This is a genomic window from Actinobaculum suis (assembly GCF_900102025.1).
GTDB classification, from domain to species: Bacteria; Actinomycetota; Actinomycetes; order Actinomycetales; family Actinomycetaceae; genus Actinobaculum; species Actinobaculum suis.
Genome location: NZ_FNAU01000001.1, coordinates 156,904 through 177,946, shown reverse-complemented (window position 1 = coordinate 177,946; position 21,043 = coordinate 156,904). Strand labels below are relative to the sequence as shown.

19 protein-coding genes are annotated in these 21,043 nt (G+C 58.8%); 17 read left to right on the top strand and 2 right to left on the bottom strand.

Annotation, left to right across the window (positions count from 1 at the left end; genetic code table 11):
• The first annotated feature begins 128 nt into the window (after window positions 1-128).
• From BLT47_RS00740 to ffh, 4 genes are all read left to right on the top strand, one after another.
• Entirely contained in the window at window positions 129-1,442 is a 1,314-nt protein-coding gene (locus BLT47_RS00740) for a hypothetical protein (protein ID WP_143021725.1), read from the top strand.
• A gap of 130 nt (window positions 1,443-1,572) precedes the next feature.
• Complete coding sequence (gene ftsY / locus BLT47_RS00735; protein ID WP_065414632.1) at window positions 1,573-2,742, top strand: signal recognition particle-docking protein FtsY; 1,170 nt, start codon at window positions 1,573-1,575, stop codon at window positions 2,740-2,742.
• Window positions 2,743-2,828: 86 nt separating this feature from the next.
• The gene (locus BLT47_RS00730; protein WP_074660688.1) at window positions 2,829-3,734 is read left to right on the top strand and encodes a diacylglycerol/lipid kinase family protein; all 906 of its coding nucleotides are present in this window, start codon (window positions 2,829-2,831) and stop codon (window positions 3,732-3,734) included.
• 357 nt (window positions 3,735-4,091) lie between these two features.
• Window positions 4,092-5,741, top strand: coding sequence for a signal recognition particle protein (gene ffh, locus BLT47_RS00725; RefSeq protein ID WP_049618768.1), 1,650 nt, complete (start codon window positions 4,092-4,094; stop codon window positions 5,739-5,741).
• Between the two features lie 186 nt (window positions 5,742-5,927).
• Here the strand turns inward: ffh and BLT47_RS00720 are convergent, their stop codons facing one another.
• Window positions 5,928-7,112, bottom strand: coding sequence for a cation diffusion facilitator family transporter (locus BLT47_RS00720; RefSeq protein WP_256332484.1), 1,185 nt, complete (start codon window positions 7,110-7,112; stop codon window positions 5,928-5,930).
• Between the two features lie 274 nt (window positions 7,113-7,386).
• Between BLT47_RS00720 and rpsP the strand changes: the two genes are divergently transcribed.
• From rpsP to BLT47_RS00660, 12 genes are all read left to right on the top strand, one after another.
• Entirely contained in the window at window positions 7,387-7,893 is a 507-nt protein-coding gene (gene rpsP, locus BLT47_RS00715) for a 30S ribosomal protein S16 (protein ID WP_065414629.1), read from the top strand.
• Entirely contained in the window at window positions 7,893-8,132 is a 240-nt protein-coding gene (locus BLT47_RS00710; RefSeq protein WP_049618767.1) for an RNA-binding protein, read from the top strand. The genes rpsP and BLT47_RS00710 overlap by 1 nt, the downstream gene beginning before the upstream one ends.
• A gap of 423 nt (window positions 8,133-8,555) precedes the next feature.
• A complete protein-coding gene (gene rimM, locus BLT47_RS00705; protein ID WP_320753530.1) occupies window positions 8,556-9,149 on the top strand; it encodes a ribosome maturation factor RimM in 594 nt (197 codons plus the stop codon).
• Window positions 9,150-9,151: 2 nt separating this feature from the next.
• On the top strand, window positions 9,152-10,651 hold the full coding sequence (trmD, locus tag BLT47_RS00700) for a tRNA (guanosine(37)-N1)-methyltransferase TrmD (RefSeq protein WP_074660686.1): 1,500 nt from the start codon (window positions 9,152-9,154) through the stop codon (window positions 10,649-10,651).
• Between the two features lie 401 nt (window positions 10,652-11,052).
• A complete protein-coding gene (gene rplS / locus BLT47_RS00695; RefSeq protein WP_049618764.1) occupies window positions 11,053-11,403 on the top strand; it encodes a 50S ribosomal protein L19 in 351 nt (116 codons plus the stop codon).
• A 180-nt stretch (window positions 11,404-11,583) separates the two neighbouring features.
• Window positions 11,584-12,627: a signal peptidase I gene (gene lepB / locus BLT47_RS00690; RefSeq protein ID WP_256332480.1), complete on the top strand. Its 1,044-nt coding sequence runs from the start codon at window positions 11,584-11,586 to the stop codon at window positions 12,625-12,627.
• Window positions 12,614-13,543, top strand: a complete 930-nt coding sequence (locus BLT47_RS00685) for a ribonuclease HII (RefSeq protein ID WP_256332479.1) — start codon at window positions 12,614-12,616, stop codon at window positions 13,541-13,543. The genes lepB and BLT47_RS00685 overlap by 14 nt, the downstream gene beginning before the upstream one ends.
• Window positions 13,530-13,871: a DUF2469 domain-containing protein gene (locus BLT47_RS00680; RefSeq protein WP_049618763.1), complete on the top strand. Its 342-nt coding sequence runs from the start codon at window positions 13,530-13,532 to the stop codon at window positions 13,869-13,871. Before BLT47_RS00685 ends, BLT47_RS00680 begins: the two co-directional genes overlap by 14 nt.
• Window positions 13,872-14,192: 321 nt before the next feature.
• The gene (locus BLT47_RS00675; protein ID WP_082159898.1) at window positions 14,193-14,624 is read left to right on the top strand and encodes a YraN family protein; all 432 of its coding nucleotides are present in this window, start codon (window positions 14,193-14,195) and stop codon (window positions 14,622-14,624) included.
• Window positions 14,624-16,135: a YifB family Mg chelatase-like AAA ATPase gene (locus BLT47_RS00670; RefSeq protein ID WP_074660684.1), complete on the top strand. Its 1,512-nt coding sequence runs from the start codon at window positions 14,624-14,626 to the stop codon at window positions 16,133-16,135. The genes BLT47_RS00675 and BLT47_RS00670 overlap by 1 nt, the downstream gene beginning before the upstream one ends.
• A gap of 262 nt (window positions 16,136-16,397) precedes the next feature.
• Window positions 16,398-17,768 carry a DNA-processing protein DprA gene (gene dprA / locus BLT47_RS00665; RefSeq protein WP_083329957.1) on the top strand — a complete coding sequence of 457 codons (1,371 nt, stop codon included), beginning with the start codon at window positions 16,398-16,400 and terminating at the stop codon, window positions 17,766-17,768.
• A 37-nt stretch (window positions 17,769-17,805) separates the two neighbouring features.
• The gene (locus BLT47_RS00660) at window positions 17,806-18,720 is read left to right on the top strand and encodes a tyrosine recombinase XerC (RefSeq protein ID WP_074660682.1); all 915 of its coding nucleotides are present in this window, start codon (window positions 17,806-17,808) and stop codon (window positions 18,718-18,720) included.
• A 130-nt stretch (window positions 18,721-18,850) separates the two neighbouring features.
• On the opposite strand, the gene BLT47_RS09235 is transcribed toward BLT47_RS00660, so the two are convergent.
• Complete coding sequence (locus BLT47_RS09235; RefSeq protein WP_074660853.1) at window positions 18,851-19,279, bottom strand: M23 family metallopeptidase; 429 nt, start codon at window positions 19,277-19,279, stop codon at window positions 18,851-18,853.
• 843 nt (window positions 19,280-20,122) lie between these two features.
• Here BLT47_RS09235 and rpsB point away from each other — a divergent pair.
• Entirely contained in the window at window positions 20,123-21,043 is a 921-nt protein-coding gene (rpsB, locus tag BLT47_RS00645; RefSeq protein WP_074660678.1) for a 30S ribosomal protein S2, read from the top strand.

Genomic DNA, 21,043 nt, shown 5'->3' with positions numbered 1-21,043 from the left:
GGCGAAGGAGCATTATCAGTGCCAGAACGCCAGAAGTTACGCAAACGTAACCCAAGGTTATGAAACTGCAATGGTGACACTCGAAGCAATAACGTAATTTCGGGCCAAACACTTGAGATAATCAGATCGTGTTGGTTCTCTTCATTGTTTTTGCTGTGATCGTCGGCGTAGTCGTCGTCGCTATTGGAATAACTTTGAGCCCCCGACGGTGGAATCCTACCGATTGGGTGTCTGAATCGTGGCAAGCAATGCGTGCGGATGAGCTCAACCTTGATCAATACAAGGTGGAAGCTCAAGATGAGCGCGTCGCCTCTATGTTTGAAGAGTTCCCGCGGGAATCGGAGGCCTATATTTCGGCGGAAGCTGTGGAGGACCAGCTCGATCGCTTCCGCCGGGCAGAGAAGAATGTTTCGCGTAAGGCACGGCAACGGTTGCGCGGTGGGACGGAGCGATTGCGGGATAATATGCAACGTCCGCAAAATGACCAGGTAACGGCGGATTCTCCGGGCTTACAGAACCACACGAAACCCGTGCAGAACCACACATTGCGCCCGCAGGATCACACGTCGCCCACGCAGAACCGCACGGCGCTCGCGCAGAACCGCACGGTGCTCGCGCAGAACCGCACGACGCCGCACAACCTACCTGCCGCAAAGCAAACGGTTTCGCCCGCTTCGGCGGCCATACCAACACCAACCGTTTCGCGTAGCGGCGCCCCGAATTATGATTTCGCTACTAATATGCCGGCGGTTGCGGTTCCGCGCCGGCCGGCTGCCCGCCCTTACGCGGAACGCTGGGCCGATGGGTGGCAGGCGATGGAAGCGCGGCGCACGCGTACAGACAGTGAGGCTCGCACCGCGCCGGTAGGAACGACGACGCCGGAGCCAGCCACTTTCAACACCGCTTCCAATACCATCTCTACGGAGGCGGAGCCTGCAGCAGATAGGCCGGAGGAAAGGCCCGAAACTGTTGCTGCTGCGGTCCCAGAGGCGCAAGCAGCTCCCGAGATTCGAGAAACGGAAGAAACCGGCATCGGCAGCGAAGGTTTCGAAGTGAAGTGGCCGAGCCTGCGCGAAACCGCCGCAGCAACTGAAACTCCGGCCCCGGCCGCAGTTTCCGCGGTGGCGGAAACTGCTACGTTTGTCGAAACTCCCGCCGCAGCGGAAACTGCTGCGCCGGCAAAAACACCGGCCCCGGTAGAAACCTCCGCTCCGGCCGAAGCTGCTGCGCCCGCGGAAACTTCCAACCCGGCGGAAGCTTCGGTGTTGGCAGAAACCGCGGAATTGGTAGAAGAGCCGCGGCCGGTGAGTTCGCTTGAAGATGCGCAACGCGAAGCCGCTATGAACCGGGAAGACCTTTTGGCCTGGCTCGACAAGGCCGAAGCAAGTGCGTGGGAACCGTCCTCCGGTAAGATCGAATTCCCTGACCGGCGTACGGCCTAACACGCCGCACCAAATAACCAGCTTGCACTAAAAAACCAGTTTGCCCCGGCGGGTGCCCGGTTGCTCATATTCACGAGTTGCGTGGGCAATAATGCTGGAAAAGCAGTGTGAGCTCTGCGAAACTGGCTAGGTGGATACTCCAGTCATTATTGCAATTGTCATCGCCGTCGTCTTGGCACTCCTCCTGGTGCCCCTGCTCGTTTCTGCGATCCGGAAGAACGCGCGGCGGGAAGAACTCGAACGGCAAGCCACCCAGGCGGAAGCACTCACCACCGCGGAAACGGAAACAGCATCCCCTGAAACTGCAGAAGAAACGCCTACCACCGTTACCGCCGTCGCTATCGAACAGCCCGAATCGGTACCTTCGCGCATGCAGCGCTTGCGCGCCCGGCTGGCCGGCGCCGGCGGCTTTGGGCAAGCTATCCTCTCGATTATTTCGCGGGGCGATCTAAGCGCCGCCGATTGGGAAGAGCTGGAAGATACGCTCCTCATGGCGGACGTCGGGCTCGAATCCACCGAAAAAATCATGGACAACCTGCGCCAACGCGTGAAAGTGGCCGGCACTCGCGACCCAGAAGAAGTGCGCCAAATCCTGCGCGAAGAACTACTCAGTTTCGTTGGTCCCGATATGGATCGGTCACTCAACCTGGCCCGGCATGAAGACGCGGAGGGAGCCGTCCACCCGGCTTCGCTCCTCATGGTGGGTGTGAACGGTACCGGAAAGACGACGACGGTTGGCAAGCTCGCCCGTCTGCTGCGCGCCGAAGGAAAAACTGTACTCCTGGGCGCGGCGGATACTTTCCGTGCCGCCGCGGCTGACCAGTTGCAAACCTGGGGAGAACGCGTGGGCGTGGAAACCGTACGCTCCGATAAGGAAGGTGCCGATCCGGCGTCGGTAGCGTTCGACGCCGTACACCGCGCCGATGCGGAAGGGCTTGACGTAGTGCTCGTTGATACCGCGGGACGGCTGCAAAACAAGGCCGGGCTCATGGACGAGCTGGGCAAAATCAAGCGCGTTATGGAACGCACAGCACCCGTCAGCGAAGTATTACTCGTGCTGGATGCCACGACGGGCCAAAACGGAATGCAACAGGCACGAGTTTTCGCGGAAGTCACCGGAATTACGGGAATTGTGCTGACCAAGATGGACGGTACCGCGAAGGGCGGCATCGTTATTTCTGTGCAACGCGAACTGGGCGTGCCGGTGAAACTGGTGGGGCTGGGCGAAGGGGCGGACGATCTGGCGCCCTTCAATCCGCAAGATTTCGTCGATTCCCTGCTCGGTATAGAAGAAAAATAGCGCACGAGGCGGCACGGAGCACCGGAAAGCACATAGGAACTAGGTGTAGGTTCCGGCCCGCGCCGCCCTAAAGCTATGTGACGAATATGAAGATCAAAAACGTAACTTTGCTGTACCGCCCGGCGGCCGTACGCCGGTATGCAAGCAAACTTCGCAAGTTCGTGCGCGAACTGGAAAAGCTGGGGGTCACCGTCCACCAAACGATGACCGGAAACTCGCAGGTCACGCAGATGGTGGTACGGGAACGCTTGCGTACCCGCGATACCGATGCGCTCATAATCTTCGGTGGAGACGGTTTTTTGCACGCTGTTTTGCAAGAGACCGCGGGAACCGATATGCCGTTAGGTATTATTCCGGCGGGAAGTGGGAACGATTTCGCGCGGCATTTGCGGATTAGCAAAGATCCGCGCCGCGCCGCCGCGGTGATTGCCGCCGGAAACGCTCAGCCGCTGGATCTTGGTTACGTGGAGCCGCTACCCGCGGGAACTCGCACCGGCCAGTGGTTCGCCACGATTGCTTGTATTGGTTTCGATTCGCGCATTGTTGCCCGCACAAATTCGTTTAGCTGGCCGCGTGGCACCCTCCGGTACGTGATTTCCCTCCTTGTCGAACTGCCTAACTACGGGGCCGTCCCGGCGCAAATATATGCGGACGGGGAACTGGTACATGACGAGCGGATGACTTTATGCGCGGTCAGCAACACCCGTTTTTATGGCGGCGGATTCCCGATCGGCGTCGGTGCGCAGCCCGACGACGGCGTACTCAACACGACAGTAGTGGGCGGGATTGGAAAAATCCGGTTGGGCGCAAATATTCCGCGTCTGTTCACCGGCGGTTTTACGAAAGTCCCCGAAGTGAAAGTAATCCGCGGGCAAGAAATCATCGTGGCCGGGGCACGTGGGCTTACCTGCCATGCCGATGGGGAAGCCGTCTGCCCAGCGCCATTCCGCGTGCGAATTGTGCCCGGCGCGTTGCGCTTCCTGGTGCCCTAAACGCACGCGTGCCCGCCGCAAGACCGCGGCGGGGAACATACTGGGAAACGCACTGGGAACCGCGCCCCAAAACCGCGCTGCGAAGACCGATCCCGAAGGCCCACCCCGAAACCGCGCCGGGAAATCCTGCGGCAAAAACGCGTCGCGAAAACCACGCCGGAAAACCTACAAAAAGCTGGGAAAGAAAGAGGGTTTTCCCACCGGGAGGGCGCGGACGGGCGGGACCGCGTAGACTTATCCCCAGATTCGTATCCTTGCCGGGTGCCGGGAGCGGTGCTGGTAGGCCGCGTGCCGCGGGGCCGCGCGCTGGCGGGGATGTGACCGTAAATGGACGTAACTGATTGACCGAGGCTGGACTTGTTTAATTCTCTTTCCGATCGCATTACCGGAGCATTCAAGAATATTCGCAAAAAAGGGGTTCTCACCCAGGCGGATGTGGATAAGACCATCACGGATATCCGCCGCGCCCTCCTGGATGCAGATGTGGCCCTGCCGGTGGTCCGTGAGTTCACGGCTAATGTCCGGGAAAAGGCTACGGGAGCGGTACGTTCCCAGGCGCTCAACCCTTCCCAGCAGATCGTCAAGATCATCTATGCCGAACTCGTAGAAATGCTGGGTGGGCAGGCCAGGGATCTCAATTACGCCCAAGGCCGGCCCACGGTGATTATGCTCGCCGGGCTACAAGGTGCCGGTAAAACCACGCTCGCCGGCAAGCTCGGGAAATGGTTGCAGACGCAGGGCCGTAAAACGCTCCTCGTGGCTTCCGATTTGCAGCGGCCCAATGCCGTCCAACAGCTCCAGGTAGTAGGGGAGCGTGCGGGTGTGGACGTGTGGGCGCCCGAACCGGGGAACGGGGTTGGAGATCCGGTAGAAGTTGCCCGGAGCGGCGTTGCCCATGCCGATAGTGAGGGATACGCGGCGGTTATTGTTGATACGGCCGGCCGGCTCGGTATCGACGAAGTCCTCATGAAGCAGGCGGCAGATATTCGCGACGCGGTGAACCCGGACGAAGTTTTCTTCGTCATTGACGCCATGGTAGGCCAAGATGCCGTAGCTACCGCCAATGCTTTCCAGGAAGGCGTGGGCTTTACCGGCGTCGTAGTTACCAAGCTCGACGGCGATACGCGAGGCGGTGCGGCACTTTCGGTCCGCGGCGTTACCGGGCAGCCGATTCTCTTTGCTTCCACCGGTGAAAAACTCACCGATTTTGAACAGTTCCATGCCGACCGCATGGCCTCCCGCATCCTCGATATGGGTGATGTGCTCACCCTTATTGAGCAGGCTGAACGCACCTGGAGTGAAGAACAACAGGCCGAACTCGCTACGAAGATGAGCGCCGGGGAATTCGATCTGAACGATTTCCTGGTGCAAATGAACCAAATCAAGCGCATGGGTTCCATGAAGAAGTTGCTCGGCATGCTTCCGGGCATGGGCCAATTCCGGAAGCAGCTGGACGAATGGGATGAATCTTCCATGGTGCGTATCGAGGCGATCATCCAATCCATGACGCCCGCAGAACGCGCCAACCCGAAGATCCTCAACGGTTCGCGCCGGCAGCGTATCGCCGCCGGTTCAGGCACCACCGTGCAAGAAATTAATTCGTTGATCGAACGGTTCACTCAAGCCCGCAAAGTTATGCAGCAAATGTCGAGCGGTATGCCCGGCATGCCAGGAATGCCCGGTGCGGGCGGCGGTTCGCGGCGGCAAAAGCGGGCTCAAAAGCGCCGTTCTGGAAACAAGAAGGGCCGTTCGGGTAATCCCGCAAAACGGGCCCGGCAGGAAGCCGAAGCCGCAGCAGCTGCACAGCGGCGCGAACAAGCCCGGGCGGCTAACCCTTCCGGGTCTGCATTTGGCGGTGCGGGTGCGGGCAGTGCCTTCGGCGCAGGTGCACAAGACGCGAATCTTGCGGCCGGTTTGGGCGGGCTCGGCCTGCCCGGTAACGCGGGGCAAACCGGCGGGGAACAACCAGATATCGACCTGGACGAGCTGAAGCGTTTCCTGCGGTAGACGAGGCGAAGCGTTTCTTGCGGTAGACGAAGGGAAGCGTTTCCTGCGGTAGTTAGTGGTGTTGGCTACCGGCGTCGTGGTTGCACTTACTTTTCCGGTGAGGGCGCGGCAGGCTGGCCGAGGCTTAGCGCGAGGCTTGACGCGAGGGGGTTAGCCCCGGTTCCGGTTCGGGGCCCCATTTGGCAGCTAGTTCGTGTTTGGGCCTTGTTCGCCCGCAACCCCAGGTTCTGGAACAGGTTCCGATACCGGTTTGGGGCCCCGTTCGGCCCCAGGTTCTGGAACAGGTTCCGGTTCGGTGAGAGCTTCGATAACGACGTCGGGAATCGCATCTACCACCCCGCCCAAAGGTACATAACCTTCGGGAATGTCTTCGTAGGAACGCGGATCTTCCAAGGGTTCTACATGAATAAGTACCCGCAGGCCCGGCACCGCTGCGCGCAATTCTTCGGCAAGGTCTTCCGCTGCCTCATGCCCTTCCCACACCGTCCACGAACCGGGGACTAGCATGTCCAAGTTTGCGTATGAATCGCGCCCAGAAACCCGCGTTTGCAGCCCGTGGAAACGGATATTTTTTCGCGCGTGGCTACGCAAGATCTGCACTATTTTCTCGATTTCGGCAGCAGGGAGCGCAGCATCCATCAGCCCGGCCAAAGATTCACGCACGAGTTTTGTTCCCGTAAACAGAATATTGACGGCTACCAGGATCGCAATAATCGGGTCGAGTTGCTCCCAACCGGTTACCGCCACCAAACCGATCCCAACCACGACGCCGACGGAGGTAGCCACATCGGTGAGCAAATGTTTCCCATCCGCTTCCAAACTAATTGAGCGGTGTTTTGTACCTGCCCGCAATAAAATAGTGCCCACCGCGCCGTTGAGTACCGAGGCGATTGCTACTACGAGAATGCCCCAACCCAGATCTGAAAGCGGTTGCGGATGGAGCAGATGATCCACCGCCGAAACGATAATCACCGCTGCGGCCACGAAAATCATGGCGCCCTCCACCGCGGAAGAAAAGTATTCTGCTTTCGTGCGCCCATACTGATAGCTGATATCAGCCGGCTTCCCGGCGGCAATCAGCGCGAGCAGAGCGATTACCGCGGCCACCAAATTGACCAGCGATTCTGCGGCATCAGAAAGGAGGCCTACGGAGTCCGTCAAAAAATATGCCCCCGTTTTCAAAGCAATAGTGATGACTGCGGCTGCTACCGACAGCCACGCGTAGGCAATTAGATTGACTTTCTTTGGCTGTGTGTTTTGTGAGTGTTTCACCTGTTCCGCCTGTTCCGCCTGTTCCGCCTGTCCTACCAGTTTGGCGTTTGCGTCTGCTGCGCGTCTCGCACCTGCTTGCACCTGTTGCTTGTCCTGCACTTTGCTATTGTCCCGGAAACTCGGCCGTTTCGCCATCTCGGGCAAGGAGCGCGGCGGAAGACCAGGGTGCGGAACTCCGCTGGCTAGCAACTAGCAGCGGTGATGCGCTCCACCAGAATAGGAACTGTTATAACCCCGGATTTTCTGGCAGAATAAACGGTTGTACTTGGAAGGTCTCAAGCCCTCTCAATTGGGATGCTTCTTTGTTCATGGGCGCGAATGGTGTGCGTAGTTACCCCCAACGTCCCTTCGGGTCCGCTTAAGTCAGAAAGGCATGACCGCACAAGTGGCAGTCAAAATTCGTTTGAAGCGCATGGGTAAGATCCGTGCGGCGCAGTACCGGGTTGTCGTCGTCGATGCACGTAAGAAGCGCGACGGCCGCGTGATTGAAGAGATCGGCTACTACGATCCGAACACCAATCCGTCCACGATTCTTATTGATTCCGAACGGGTCCAGTATTGGCTCGGCGTGGGCGCACAGCCTTCGGATCCGGTCCGCGCGCAGCTCAAGGTGACCGGCGATTGGCAGAAGTTCAAGGGCTATCGTGATGGCCAGGAAGGCCGGCTGCGGTTCCCGGAAACCGTTAACAAGGAAGAAGCTCGCAAGGCGGCAGTGGCGGAAGTGCAGGATGAAGCTGAAAAGCATCGCGCTGCCGTAGCCGAAGCCAAGGCCAAGGAAGAAGCTGAGAAGAAGGCTGCGGAAGAAGCAGCGGCAGCAGAAGCCGCGGCGGAAGAAGCAGGCTCTGCAGAAGCTGCAGCTCCGGCCACTGAGGAGAACTAATGCTAGTTGAAGCGCTCGAACACCTGGTTAAGGGAATCGTAGATGCGCCGGATGAAGTGGAAGTTGTTTCCAAGGAAACCCGCCGCGGTGAACTTCTCGAAGTTCGCGTGAATCCGGATGATCTGGGCCGTGTTATTGGACGCGGTGGGCGCACAGCTAAAGCCCTACGCACGGTAATGAATGCACTTGCCGGGCGCGGTGGCGTGCGAGTTGATGTGATCGAAACCGATATCGCCTAGTTCAGCAAGTTCAGCAAACTGAGCTAGTTGAGATAGCGGCTAACTGGTGAGGCCGGTCCACCCCGCAGGGTGGGCCGGCCTTTCCTGTACATGCCACCGCGGGTGCGTTGATCTACCCGGGGCCGCGTTGAGCTGGCCGTGGACGGCGGTGCTCTGGCCGGAAGGGCGATGGGCTAGTCAGGGTGGTGTTTAACTAGCTAGGGATGGTGTTGATCTGAACGGGACGGGGTAACCTACCCGGTACGGGTATGAAGATTGCGGTGGTTCGGCGTCGTCGGGAACAAGGCTCCGGCATGCGATAATGAGGCGCTGGTAGGCGGCATCGGGGCGCTCTGCAAAAAGTGGGTACGGCTCCCCGCCGCCCCACGGGCGCCGTATAAACCGCCATAATAGAAACGGCACAAGTGCGCACAAACGGCACGAATGGGAGACGTAATGCAGCTGACGGTAGGCGTGATTGGCGCCGCGAAGGGCCTGAAGGGCGAGGTGCGGCTCGAGGTCCGTACCGATGCGCCGGAAAAACGTTTGCGAATCGGTAATAAGCTCGAAACAGATCCGGCGGAATTTGGGCCGCTCACGGTGGCCCGCACCCGCGAGTACAAAGGTTCGCTTTTCGTTATGTTCGAAGAGGTGAAAAACCGCAATACCGCGGAAGAATTGCGGGGCACGCGGCTCGTGATCGAATCGGATGAAGACGAACCGGAAGATGACGCCTGGTATCCCCACGAACTCGTCGGGCTGGAAGCACTGGATCCGGAAGGCTATGAATTGGGGATTGTGGCCGGGCTCGAACACGGTGTGGCCCAAGACCTGTTACTCGTACGCGAACAAGATGGGCGGATCACGCGCGTTCCCTTCGTTAGCGAAATCGTTACCGAAGTAGATATAGACGATAACTGTGTGGTGATGGATCCACCGCCGGGCCTGTTCTCGGAAGAAGAGCTAGTTATCGTGGATGGCGACGCCGAAACTCCGGCCCCATCCGCTCCGGCACCGGCAGAGGAGCCCGAAAAATAGTTATGCATATTGACGTCCTTACGGTATTTCCAGAATTCTTCTCCGTCCTCGATCTTTCACTCTTGGGTAAAGCCCAGGAGAAAGGGCTTCTCGAAATCGCGACCCATAATCTGCGCGACTGGACGCACGATGTCCATCGCACGGTAGATGACACCCCGGCCGGCGGCGGGGCAGGCATGGTAATGAAACCAGATGTGTGGGGCGCGGCCATCGACGACTTGCTCGCACGGCGTTCCCAAACTAGCCCGGTAGGGGAGGCCCCGGAAAACGCCACCGCGGCAGCTATAAAAAACGCTACCGCCTCACTCTCGGAAAGCGCCCTAGCGCCGGCCCCGGAAAACGCCACCGCACCGGTTCCACAAAACACCGTGTTGGCAATTCCGACGCCGGCCGGGGTTCCGCTTACGCAGGAAGCATGCGGCGAACTTGCCCACGCGGCACATATTATTTTTGCGTGCGGCCGCTATGAGGGCATTGACGCCCGGGTAGCCGCGCATTACGCGCAACGCGGCTTGCACGTATTTGAGTATTCTTTGGGCGATTATGTGCTCAACGGTGGGGAAGTTGCGGCTCTGGCACTGATCGAAGCGGTGGCCCGGCTGATTCCCGGGATGGTTGGCAATCCGGAATCTTTGGTAGAGGAATCGCATGGGCGGGCCGGTTTGCTCGAATATGACAATTACACTCGGCCGGTTGCCTGGCGCGGTTTGGAAGTGCCAGCAGTGTTGCTTGCGGGCGATCATGGGAAAGTGGCGCGCCTGCGGCGCGACCAAGCTATTGCCAAAACGGCTACGCGCCGCCCGGATATGATCGCTCGTCTGCAAGCAAGCGATCTTGATAAAAAAGACCGTGCGGCCCTTTCCCAGCACGGCTGGTATCTGAGCAAAAACAGTGCCCACCCGTGCCGTCTGCAAATCGAAGAACCACATCGGGATGATTTTTCGCGGCTCGCGGCGCTCGCGGCTCGCAATTTCCCGGATGCTTGCCCACCCGAAATGACGGAGGCGGCAATCGCGGAGTTCATTGCTGAGAATCTGAGCCCGCAGCGTTTTGCAGAGTATTTGGATCCGGATTCGCCGTGGCTTACTCTCGCCGCCTACGCGAATGGGGAACCCGTGGCTTATACGCTCAGTCTGATACCGGAAGGAAATGGCGTGGCCGGGCTGGAAGATGGCGCACCAGATGCTCAGATTGGGGATTTGCGGGAAGGCCCTCTCGTAGAACTCTCGAAGTTCTATGTGGATCGGGACTGGCGCTCTTCGGGGCTGGCCGGCGCGCTCTGGCAGGCAACTTTGCAGGAGTATCGCACGCGGCTCGCAGCTTATAAAGCTCCGTATGTGTGGCTGGGCACGAATGGCAAGAACCGGCGTGCACACAAGGCCTACCGCAAACTTGGGTTCCGTAAACTTGCCCACCGCAGATTTACAGTAGGCGGGATTCTGAACGAAGACCTTGTATTCGGCCGTCCGATTCTCACGGACTGGCCGGAATCCGAGGAATAGAACCGGAGCTGCAGTAATACCAAAGGAGCCAGAAAGACTAGGCGGTTAGAAAGGCTAGGGGCCACGGCCGGCCCAACACGCAAACTAGCCATTTCGGATGCGGTACGAAATCGCGGAATTAGCCCCTTTGGATGCGGTACGAAATCGCGGAATTAGTCACCGCGGGGGATGAGCGGAGCGAAACTGGTGTACATTTGCTGCGGTGATACGGGTGCGTGCGCGACGAATCTCTCGTTTTATGTGACTGGCGACAAGTGGATTATGCGCGCGCTTGTGGCATAATGATTTGGTTGTTTCTCGCACGTAAGTGCGTTTGCCCGCCGCAGGGGGTAGAGCACGCGAGTCTAAAACGTTGTACATATCGCTGCTGACCTGCGCGCAGTGGCGGAAGGTGAAAACTGATGCAGACCCTTGATGCTGTTGATGCCGGGCAGCTCCGCGATGACATCCCGGAGTTCCGTGCCGGTGATACCGTTCGCGTGAACGTAAAGGTTGTTGAAGGAAACCGCACCCGTACCCAGGCCTTCGAGGGCGTTGTTATCGCCCGGCAGGGTGACGGTATTCGGGCTACTTTCGACGTTCGGAAGATTTCCTTCGGTATTGGCGTGGAACGTAAGTTCCCCGTGCATTCTCCGTCGATCGAATCGATCGAAGTGCTCTCTCGTGGTGTTGTGCGCCGCGCGAAGCTTTACTATCTGCGTGATCGCCACGGTAAGGCGGCTCGTATTCGCGAACGTATCGCGGATCGCTAGTACGCCGCGGCCATGCAAGCCGCAGTATTGTCTATTGGGGCTCGTCGCGGTTGCGACGGGTCCCAATGTTCTACTTTCAGCGATAAGCGCGTTTGTCATACGTTCAGCGATAAACGCGCCGTGCCGCAGTGAGTTATCGTAGGGAAATGTGGAAAAATGCCAGAAGGAACTGGGAGTGCGATGAGCTCACAAGCAGATGAGGAAATGAGCGAAGACCAAGTTGTGCGCCGTCGCGTAGAAACTGCGGAAGACTCAGACACCCTTGACCCTTCGGCTGATGCGGAGCTTGCTTCTTCGGTTGGTGCAGAACCTGCCTCTTCAGATGGTGAAGTAACGGAAGAGCCACCAAGCATTCCGCCTTCGTTCCCACCGTGCTCCGCACGCCCGTCCTACGTGGAAGGGGGCGAAACCGAACCAAAGGTAGTAACCAGTAGTGCCCCGGGTACCAGTAGTGTTGCCAGTAGCGGGGCAGGTACCGGTAGCGCTAGTTTCGTTACTGCTAACGACGCCGAAAGTAAGGATGCGGAAGAAACTCAATCCTGGCAGCGCACGCTACTTGAAATCGTCGCGGTAGTAGCCTCCGTCCTTTTGGTGTCCGTAGTGATTAAAACCTTCTTTGTCCAGGCTTTCTCCGTCCCCTCTGGCTCGATGGAAACAACGCTGCAACCGGGAGATAAATTCTTCGTTAACCGCATGGTGAAATCGGAAGATGAAATCCGGCGCGGCGACGTCGTCGTCTTCGTAGACCCGGGTGGTTGGCTCACGATACCGGCCGAACAGAAGAACCCGGTGGCGGAAGTAGGCCAAAAAATCTTGCAAGGGGTCGGCATTCTTCCCGCAGATACCGGCCACTATTTGGTCAAACGCGTGATAGGTAAGGGCGGGGACCACGTGGAATGCTGTACCGCGGAAGGACGAATTTCCGTGAACGGCGTGCCTATTGACGAGCCTTATTTAGCTCCCGGAATTTCGCCTTCGCTGGAAGCATTCGATGTGACCGTTCCGCGCGGCAACCTGTGGCTCATGGGAGATAACCGTTCGAATTCGAAGGATTCGCGTTGGCACCAGCGGGAAACCGGGAATGGTTTCGTGCCGGTAGATAACGTGGCGGGCCGTGCCTTTATAATCTTCTACCCCTTTGATCGGGTCGGGAAGATAACAGATAACACCGCGGCGTTCGCAAACGTGCCGGATCCGGGAGGGGTTGCGGTTGGCGGTCAGTAACGGCCCCACTGGTCGCCGCGGCGCTAACAGCCAGCGCGGCCACGCCACTCGCCGTAGCTCCAACAACGGGCGCGGCGCTACCACTCCTCGTAAATCGGCTAGCCGGCAGGGCACCCAAAAGCACCGTAAATCGGCTAACCGGCACGATCCCACTAGAACTTTGGAAAAGGAGATGCTTGCCGAGCTTGCCGCCACCGGCACGCACACAGCGGCAACGGTAAACTCGGCGCGCGCGCAAGGGCAGGCAAACACAAACCCGGCTGGTAGCAAAGCGCGCGGTCCTATTTTGGCCGGCGTTGATGAGGTAGGCCGCGGTGCGATTGCTGGGCCGGTGTGCGTAGGAATTGCCCTCGTGGACGAAACTGTGCCCGATACTTTTCCGCCCGGCCTGCGCGATTCAAAAATGTTGAGCGAAAAGGCACGTGAAGGCCTCTATAGTGCGGTGCGGGCCTGGCCGCTTGCGGTGGAAGTCGGGTATGCGAGTGCGGCAACGGTAGATAGCTTTGGAATTATTGGGGCTTTACGGGCGGCCGCGGCGGATGCGTTAGCCAAACTCGCCGCACGTGGCTACACGCTCGATGCGGTTTTGCTAGACGGCACGCATAATTGGTGGACAACAGAGCCAGACGCACTGCTCGAAATAGGTCCCGTGCTTCCTGCCATTCCGGTACGCACGGTTCGGAAGGCAGACGCGGACTGCGCGGTAGTGGCCGCGGCGAGCATTGTGGCAAAAGTTGAGCGTGATCACGTAATGGTCGCGCTTGCGGAGCAATATCCCGGCTACGATTGGGCGAGTAATAAGGGGTATGGGAGCGCCGGTCACGGCGCTGCGCTAAGCTCGCTCGGGGTGAGCCCCCAGCACCGTGTGTCCTGGCATTTGCCTGGGGTGAGGAGGAACCAGCATGAGCGAAATTGACGGTTATGAAGCAGAGTGCGAACTTGCATTATTCCGCGAGTATCGCGATGTAATTAAGATTTTCCGGTACGTGGTAGAAACCGAACGCCGGTTTTACCTGGCCAATGATGTAGACGTGAAAGTGCGAGCTTCACGTGCCGGCGACGTCTTCTTCGAAGTCACTTTGACGGACGCGTGGGTATGGGACCTGTACCGTTCCTCCCGGTTTATTCGCGGAGTGCGAGTAGTTACTTTTAAAGACGTAAATATCGAAGAACTCAACCAAACCGATATCACCCGAGAGCTCGATTTGGGCCCCGATTTCGGCAGCCCAAGCATCGGCCAGTAACCACGCTGAGTTGTGCGGTCAGTAACCGCACTGCGTTCCGCGGGCGCCGCGCCAATATTTGGCGCAGGCGCCTATTTTCTGCACCTACTCTGGGCCGAGTTTCCTGGGTTACAGGTCTGAGCACGCGGGTTTACTGTGCTACACGTGTTTATGTTCTAATCGCGCGGGTTTACAGGTCTGAGCACGCGGGTTCACTGGTCTGAGCCCCCTGATTTTTTTGTGCTAACCGCGCAGGTTTCCACAGTGTGCTTGGCGTACCTGATATTCACAGGCGAACGACGCCGTTGCCGCGCCGCGCTCGGGTTTGGCCACAATGGCGCCATGACCACGAAGAGTACATTTATTAGGCCCGGGCCCGATTTGGAATTACCGGAACTCCCAGCCCGGCCCAGCCGTCAAGAAATAGGAGCCTGGGGTGAAAATATTGCTCGCCGATATCTGGAAACAAGTGCCGGGCTAGAAATACTTGCCCAAAATTGGTGTTCCCCGCATCGCACCGGCGAACTCGACCTGGTATGCAGGGACGCACAGGCCGGAGAACTAATCGGGGTGGAAGTCAAAACGCGGCGCGGAGCCAACCAGGTTCCTGCTCTATTGTCATTGACCACACAAAAACGGCAACGTTTGCGCGCTTTGTTATATGAATGGTTGGCCGCACATCCGCAACCACATGCGAATCTGCGTCTAGATTTTATTGGCGTGGAAGCGGGCCATAAAACTTGCCAGGCTCTGTATCACCTGAGGAATATCTAATGCGGGTGAAAGTAGCGCACGCAGTAGCCATCAACGGGGTGGCGGGAGCAATCGTCCGGGTTGAAGCGGCAAGCCTGGCAGGAATACCAAGTTTCACTGTTGTCGGCTTAGGCGATACCGCAGTTTCTGAATCCCGGGAGCGGATTAAAGCCGCTTTTGCGGCCACCGGTTTGGGTTTTCCCCGCACCCGGATCACCGTTAATCTTTCCCCAGCGGACCTGCCGAAAGTTGGTACCGGTTTCGACGTGGCAATCGCCGGAGCGATTATGGCCGCTGCCAGCGGCCGCGAACTACCCGCCAACGCGGTTTTTATTGGCGAACTCGGTTTAGACGGTTCGGTACGGCAGGTACACGGGGTATTACCGGCAGCGCTAGAAGCTGCCCGGCAAGGTTTCCATACCGCGTTTGTGCCTCACGGGTGCGGCCAGGAAGCTGCCCTGGCCGGTCTGGCGGTACAAGAACTGTGGCATTTCAGCCAGATCGCGCGCCTGTTAGAAGTAGACGCTCTGCCGGTACCGCCCGCACCGGTAATGGAAACAAAAACAACAGCGGCGGAATCGGTACCCGATATGCAAGACGTATTGGGGCAAGAAGAAGCGCGCCGGGCGGTCGAAATAGCGGCGGCGGGCGGCCATCATGCTTTGCTCACCGGGGCGCCAGGTATTGGTAAATCCATGTTGGCACAACGCTTACCCGGGATTTTGCCGCCCCTATCGCGGGCCGCGGCGGTAGAGGTAGGGGCAATCGCGAGCGTGCTCGGCGAATTTTCGGGCACCCTTTCCCACACCCCGCCCTTCGCTGCTCCGCATCACACTGCTACCGCGGCGGCTTTAGTAGGTGGCGGTAATCGGCCGCGGCCGGGAGCAGCCTCCCGCGCCCATCACGGTCTGCTGTTTTTGGATGAACTTCCAGAGTTTCGGGGTAACGCTCTGCAAGCTCTACGCCAGCCCATGGAAACCGGGGAAGTCCAGGTTTTTCGGGCTCGTGGCGCTTTGCGTTTCCCAGCCCTGTTCCAACTGATTGGGGCGGCTAACCCGTGCCGCTGTGGCAAATATATTGATAGCCCGGCGCAATGTTCTTGCCCGGTCCGGGAGCGGATCCGGTATTGGAACCGAGTAGGTGGGCCGATTCTGGACCGCTTCGATATCAATATTGTGATGCGCAGGCCGAGCCGGGCGGCGCTGGCCATGGCCAGCGCGGAAGCCAGTGCGCCAATCGCACAAAGAGTAGCCCAAGCTCGGGCGCGGCAAGAACGCCGTTACCGAAACTGTGCGTGGGCTACGAATGCGCGGGCGCCCGGTTCGTGGATACGCCAACACACGCATCTGCCCGATACGGTACAAAACCAGTTCGAACAATTACTTACCCGCGGCGAAATGAGTATGCGCGCTCTGGACAAAATAATGCGAGTGGCCTGGTCCATTGCAGACCTGGCCGGCCGCAAGCATCCGGAACTGGATGATTTTGCCGAAAGCTACGCCATGCGCCGCCACGGCATAACGGCCAGCTAAACCCACCGCTACGGCATAACCCCCAGCTAAGCCCACGGCTACCGCCAGCCGGTACACCGATACACGAGTTGCCGGGCTTATCCGCACAGCTCTCTTGGCGCACTGGTGTTTTTCCGAACAGATTTTGAAGGCCAGCCAGCTGATTTCGTTATGTCTCGAATGCCGACAGTCTTATTACGGCCGGCTGCTACGAGTCATTAAGACCGGCCGCCACGAGTCTTACAACAATATGAAACCTCGAGCTCCGAAAGGATAAAAGCGCATGCACGATACGTACTCGCGCCCAGATGACCCCGAAAACCAGCCTGCCGCCACACCGGGTGCTACCTACAACCAGCACGTCGCCACACCGGGTGCTGCAACGGCGTCTCCTCGCCACCCGCAACAAATAAATGCTGCCAGCGAAGCTACCGACGAAGCGACCGCCAAAGCTGCCGGCGAAGCTACCGACGAAGCTGCCGAGCAACGCGCCGCCATGGCCTGGACGCGCCTGGCCGAAGGTGAAGATTATGCCGCGATGGCCTTGGTACAGGAAATGGGATTCGCCCTCGCCTTAGATTTTGTGCGCAATCCGCATTCCACTCGCGCTCTTCCGGAGCCAATCAGAAAAGGCTTACAACGCTGGACGCCGCGGCTAGACGACGCGGCTTTCGCACAGGACTTGAACAATGCCCGGGCGAACGGTTTGGGTTTCGTGCGTTGGAACGGTCCGGGTTATCCGCGCCAGCTTTTAGACGCTGCTTTTACATCCTTGCAGGCCGTACCACCGCTCGGTCTGTGGTACAGCGGCGATATTTCTTTACTGCACCAGCCCAGTTTGGCACTTGTCGGTTCGCGCGCAGCGAGTGCTTATGGCACACGGCTGGCCACCGAGTTTGGGTTCGAAGCAGCCCGGCACGGCATTCCGGTAGTTTCCGGTGGAGCTCTCGGGATCGACGCCGCGGCTCATCGTGGTGTTTTGCAAGGCGGCGGGAAAGCCATCGTAGTGTTTGCCAGTGGAGCGGATCGGATATATCCACGTGCCAATGCGGAGCTTTTCGCGGAGATTCGCCGCACCGGCGGCCTGATAATCTCTGAATCCCCGCCTGGCGCGGCCCCACACCGGCACCGTTTCCTTTCCCGAAACCGTATTATTGCCGGGGTTTCGGCAGGCGTCGTCGTCGTGGAAGCGCCCTATAGATCTGGCGCGATTTCCACCGCCCGCCACGCTCTTACGCAAGGCCGCCCCGTCGGCGCGGTTCCAAACGCGGTGGACGTGCCGCACGCTTTAGGGTGTTTGCGGCTATTACGCGAAGGGGCGATTTGTATTCGCGGCGCGGCAGATGCCCTCGAATTGTTGGGCAACGACGCCGTTTCTCCCGGCTCGCATTCCCAATTGGCTTTGGATATTAGTCCGGGCTTGGCAAAATCAGACCCTTTGGCCGGTGATCCGCTAGCCGTGCGTATTCGCGATGCCTTGCCAGCAGTGCGGGCGGCAAGTACGGAACGAATCGCGGCCACAGCCGGGCTGGGAATTGCCGAAACTATGCGGGGATTGGGCCGTCTAGAACTGGCGGGCGTTGCCGAACGGAAAGCTGCTGGCTGGCGGCTCACTCAAACCGCGCGCGAAGCCAGTGCGCGGAACGCAAACTAATAGCCTAAGCAGAACCGGTGCGGGCTATGGTTGAAGCATGGCTGGTACGGTGGCGCAGATTCTCGAAGAATATAAACGTGACCTTTCCCTGCGGCGGGGTTTTTCGCCGCACACGGTGAAGGCATATACCCGCGAAGCCCGCGAATTTTTGCAATATTTGGCCGAACTTGCCGGGCAAGATCCAAGTGAAACCCTCGACTTGGAAAACCTAACCTTGGGGGATGTGCGGTCGTGGCTGGCCAGCACCCGCGAGGGGCACGCGCTGGCTTCCTTAGCTCGCCAGTCTGCTTCGGTGCGAAGTTTTTCGTCCTGGCTGTACCGGGCCGGATATACCGAAGTGAACGCGGGGGCGCGGCTCAAATCTCCGCGAGTTGCTAATGAAATCCCGCGAGTTTTGACTGAAGAACAAGCCGCGCAACTATTAGATACCGCCAAGGAAAAAGCGGATACGGGGGAGCCGTTACTCGTCCGAGACTGGGCGATGGCCGAAGTTTTATATGCCACCGGTATCCGCGTAGCTGAACTGTGTGCTTTGGATGTGAACCAAATTGGGGCGCGGGGAACAATTCGCGTGATCGGAAAGGGCGACAAAGAGCGGATAGTGCCCTGCGGAGTGCCGGCAATGCGCGCCTTGGATAAATACATTCAAGTACGCCCGGAGCTCGTAAACAAACCAACTACGGCTCTTTTCTTGGGCGCTCGCGGCGGGCGGATTAATCAGCGGGCTGTGCGCGAGGTGGTGCATCGCTTGGCTGCCCAAGCCGGCGTACCCGATATTAGCCCGCACGGCTTACGCCATTCCGCGGCCACTCATCTCTTGGAAGGCGGCTCAGATCTGCGCACGGTGCAAGAAATCCTCGGGCATAGCTCCCTGCAAACCACCCAGCGCTACACCCATATTTCGGCGGAACGTTTGCGGGCCGCATTCGAACAAGCCCATCCGCGCGCCTAGCTTGCGGCGCATTCCGCATTGTTGCACGCATCCGTTGGTAGCGACTGTGTCGCCGCAGCTATGTGCCCCAATGTATCTACGGCGTTGCTCGTACCGACAGCGCTGGTAGTACCGTCTGCGCAGTTAGCAGTTAGTAGAGGCGGATTTCGCGGCGCCGCAATAAAGACAGCGGGTCCAGGTAAACCGAACCACGCCGGGCACCCCAATGGACAGCCACAAAACCTTCCGGCACCTTGTCACTATGCCCGGCCTGCGCCCACCCGATTACTTCCCCAGCCGTTACTTTCTGGCCGCGTTTCACGCGCGGTTCTACTGGTTCATAAGAAGTGCGAATCCCATTGGGATGTTCAATCGAAATAACCTTGCGATCAACTAGCATCCCGGCATAAATAACCGTGCCGCTACCGGCTGCTAATACCGGCTGGTCAAGCACAAAAGCCATATCCACCCCGCGATGGCCGGGCAACCAATTCGGATCGGGAGCGTTGAATCCGCGTGTGATAATCGGTTCTTCACCGCTGGGAGAAACAAACCGGTGGCCCGAAGATTCGTTTTCCATGCCGGGCAGGAACGGCCCGAAGAATCTTGGGGAAATGTATCCCGGTGGCGCCGGAAAATGGCCAAGTGGCGCTCCCCGCAAAGCCCGGGGCAGTGCAGCCGGTAGGGCGCGTGGCGGTGCATCCGGTAGGGACTGCACCGGCGCGGCCATAAATGGTTCCAGGGGAGCAGCTGAAAGCGCAGCCGCGGGCGGCGCTGGCAGAGCGATTAATACGGCGCAAATCAGAAAACTATAAAAGCGGTACCACATAGAAACAGCATGGCCGCAAGTGGCAGGTGGGCGGCGTCGTCGGCACGAAACTGGTGGATTACCGCAACGCGTACACAACTGTGGAAACGTGCCCGGCACGGAAATGAAAAGAAACCGCGCCGGAGAAGGCAAAGCCGAACAAAACCCGAGAAGGCAAAGCCCAACAAAACTCAACAAAACCCGATAAAACCCTATAAAACCCGATAAAACCCGGCAAGACGCCGGGAAACATGGGTAGCCACAGCGTCCGCGAAAACACGGCAAGGGAAAACTTGCTACGCAAAACACGGCAAGGGAAAACCCGCCACACATCACTCGGCAAGCTAGAAGTGGCGCATAGCGCACGCCAAACCGTGTAGAACACTCGAGAAAGTGCCGTCTTCTCCGGTAAGATAGGCAACCGGCGTGGGTCTACCCGCGCCGAAAATACGCGTGCTTCCCGATAGCGCATGCGGATCGGTCCTGGGGCAGATAAACAAGTAATTGAGATGCTTTGGGAACCGCATGCTGGAAGTGCCAGGGTGCGCCGGCAATCCCGCCGCGCACAAGAACCGATTAATCGCGCGCGCAGGCGCGCCTGAGGAGGACCGCCACATGGCCGTCGTAACTATGAGCCAGCTGCTTGAAGCTGGCGTGCATTTCGGACACCAGACTCGTCGCTGGAACCCGAAGATGAAGCGCTACATTCTGACGGATCGTAACTCTATCTACATTATCGATCTGCGGAAGACGCTTGCCGATATTGACCGCACCTACGATTTCGTGAAGGAAACCGTAGCGCATGGCGGCAACATTCTTTTCGTGGGCACCAAGAAGCAGGCGCAGGAAGCGATTCGTGAGCAGGCAGAACGTACCGGAATGCCGTATGTGAACGAACGCTGGCTGGGCGGTATGCTCACCAATTTCCAGACGGTTTCGAAGCGTATTCAGCGCTTGAAGGAACTGGAGCAGATGGACTTCGAAGACACCGCGGGCAGCGGCTTGACAAAGAAGGAACTGCTCATGCTTTCGCGGGAGAAGGACAAGCTGGAGAAGACCCTGGGTGGTCTGCGCGATATGACCAAGCTGCCTTCTGCGGTGTGGATTGTTGACACCAATAAGGAACACCTGGCGGTTGCGGAAGCACAGAAGCTTAATATTCCGGTGGTTGCCATTCTGGATACGAACTGCGATCCGGATGACGTGGCTTACCCGATTCCCGGTAACGACGACGCTATCGGTGCAGTACAGCTCCTGACGCGCGTGATCGGCGATGCGGTGGCGGAAGGCCTATTGGCCCGCAACCGTGGCAAGGCCGAAGATGCAATGCCGGAATGGGAACGCGAAGTTTTGGCCGCGGGTGCAACTGAAGATGCAGAAAAGGAGCAGGCTGAGGCTGCAGAAGCTGAGGCTGCGGAAGCTCCGGCTGAGGAAGCTCCGGCTGCGGAAGCTACCGAAACCCCGGCGCCCGCTGCGGAAGCTAAGCCTGCCGCTACGGAAACTGAAGCTGCGGCCCCGGCCGAAGCTGCCAACTAA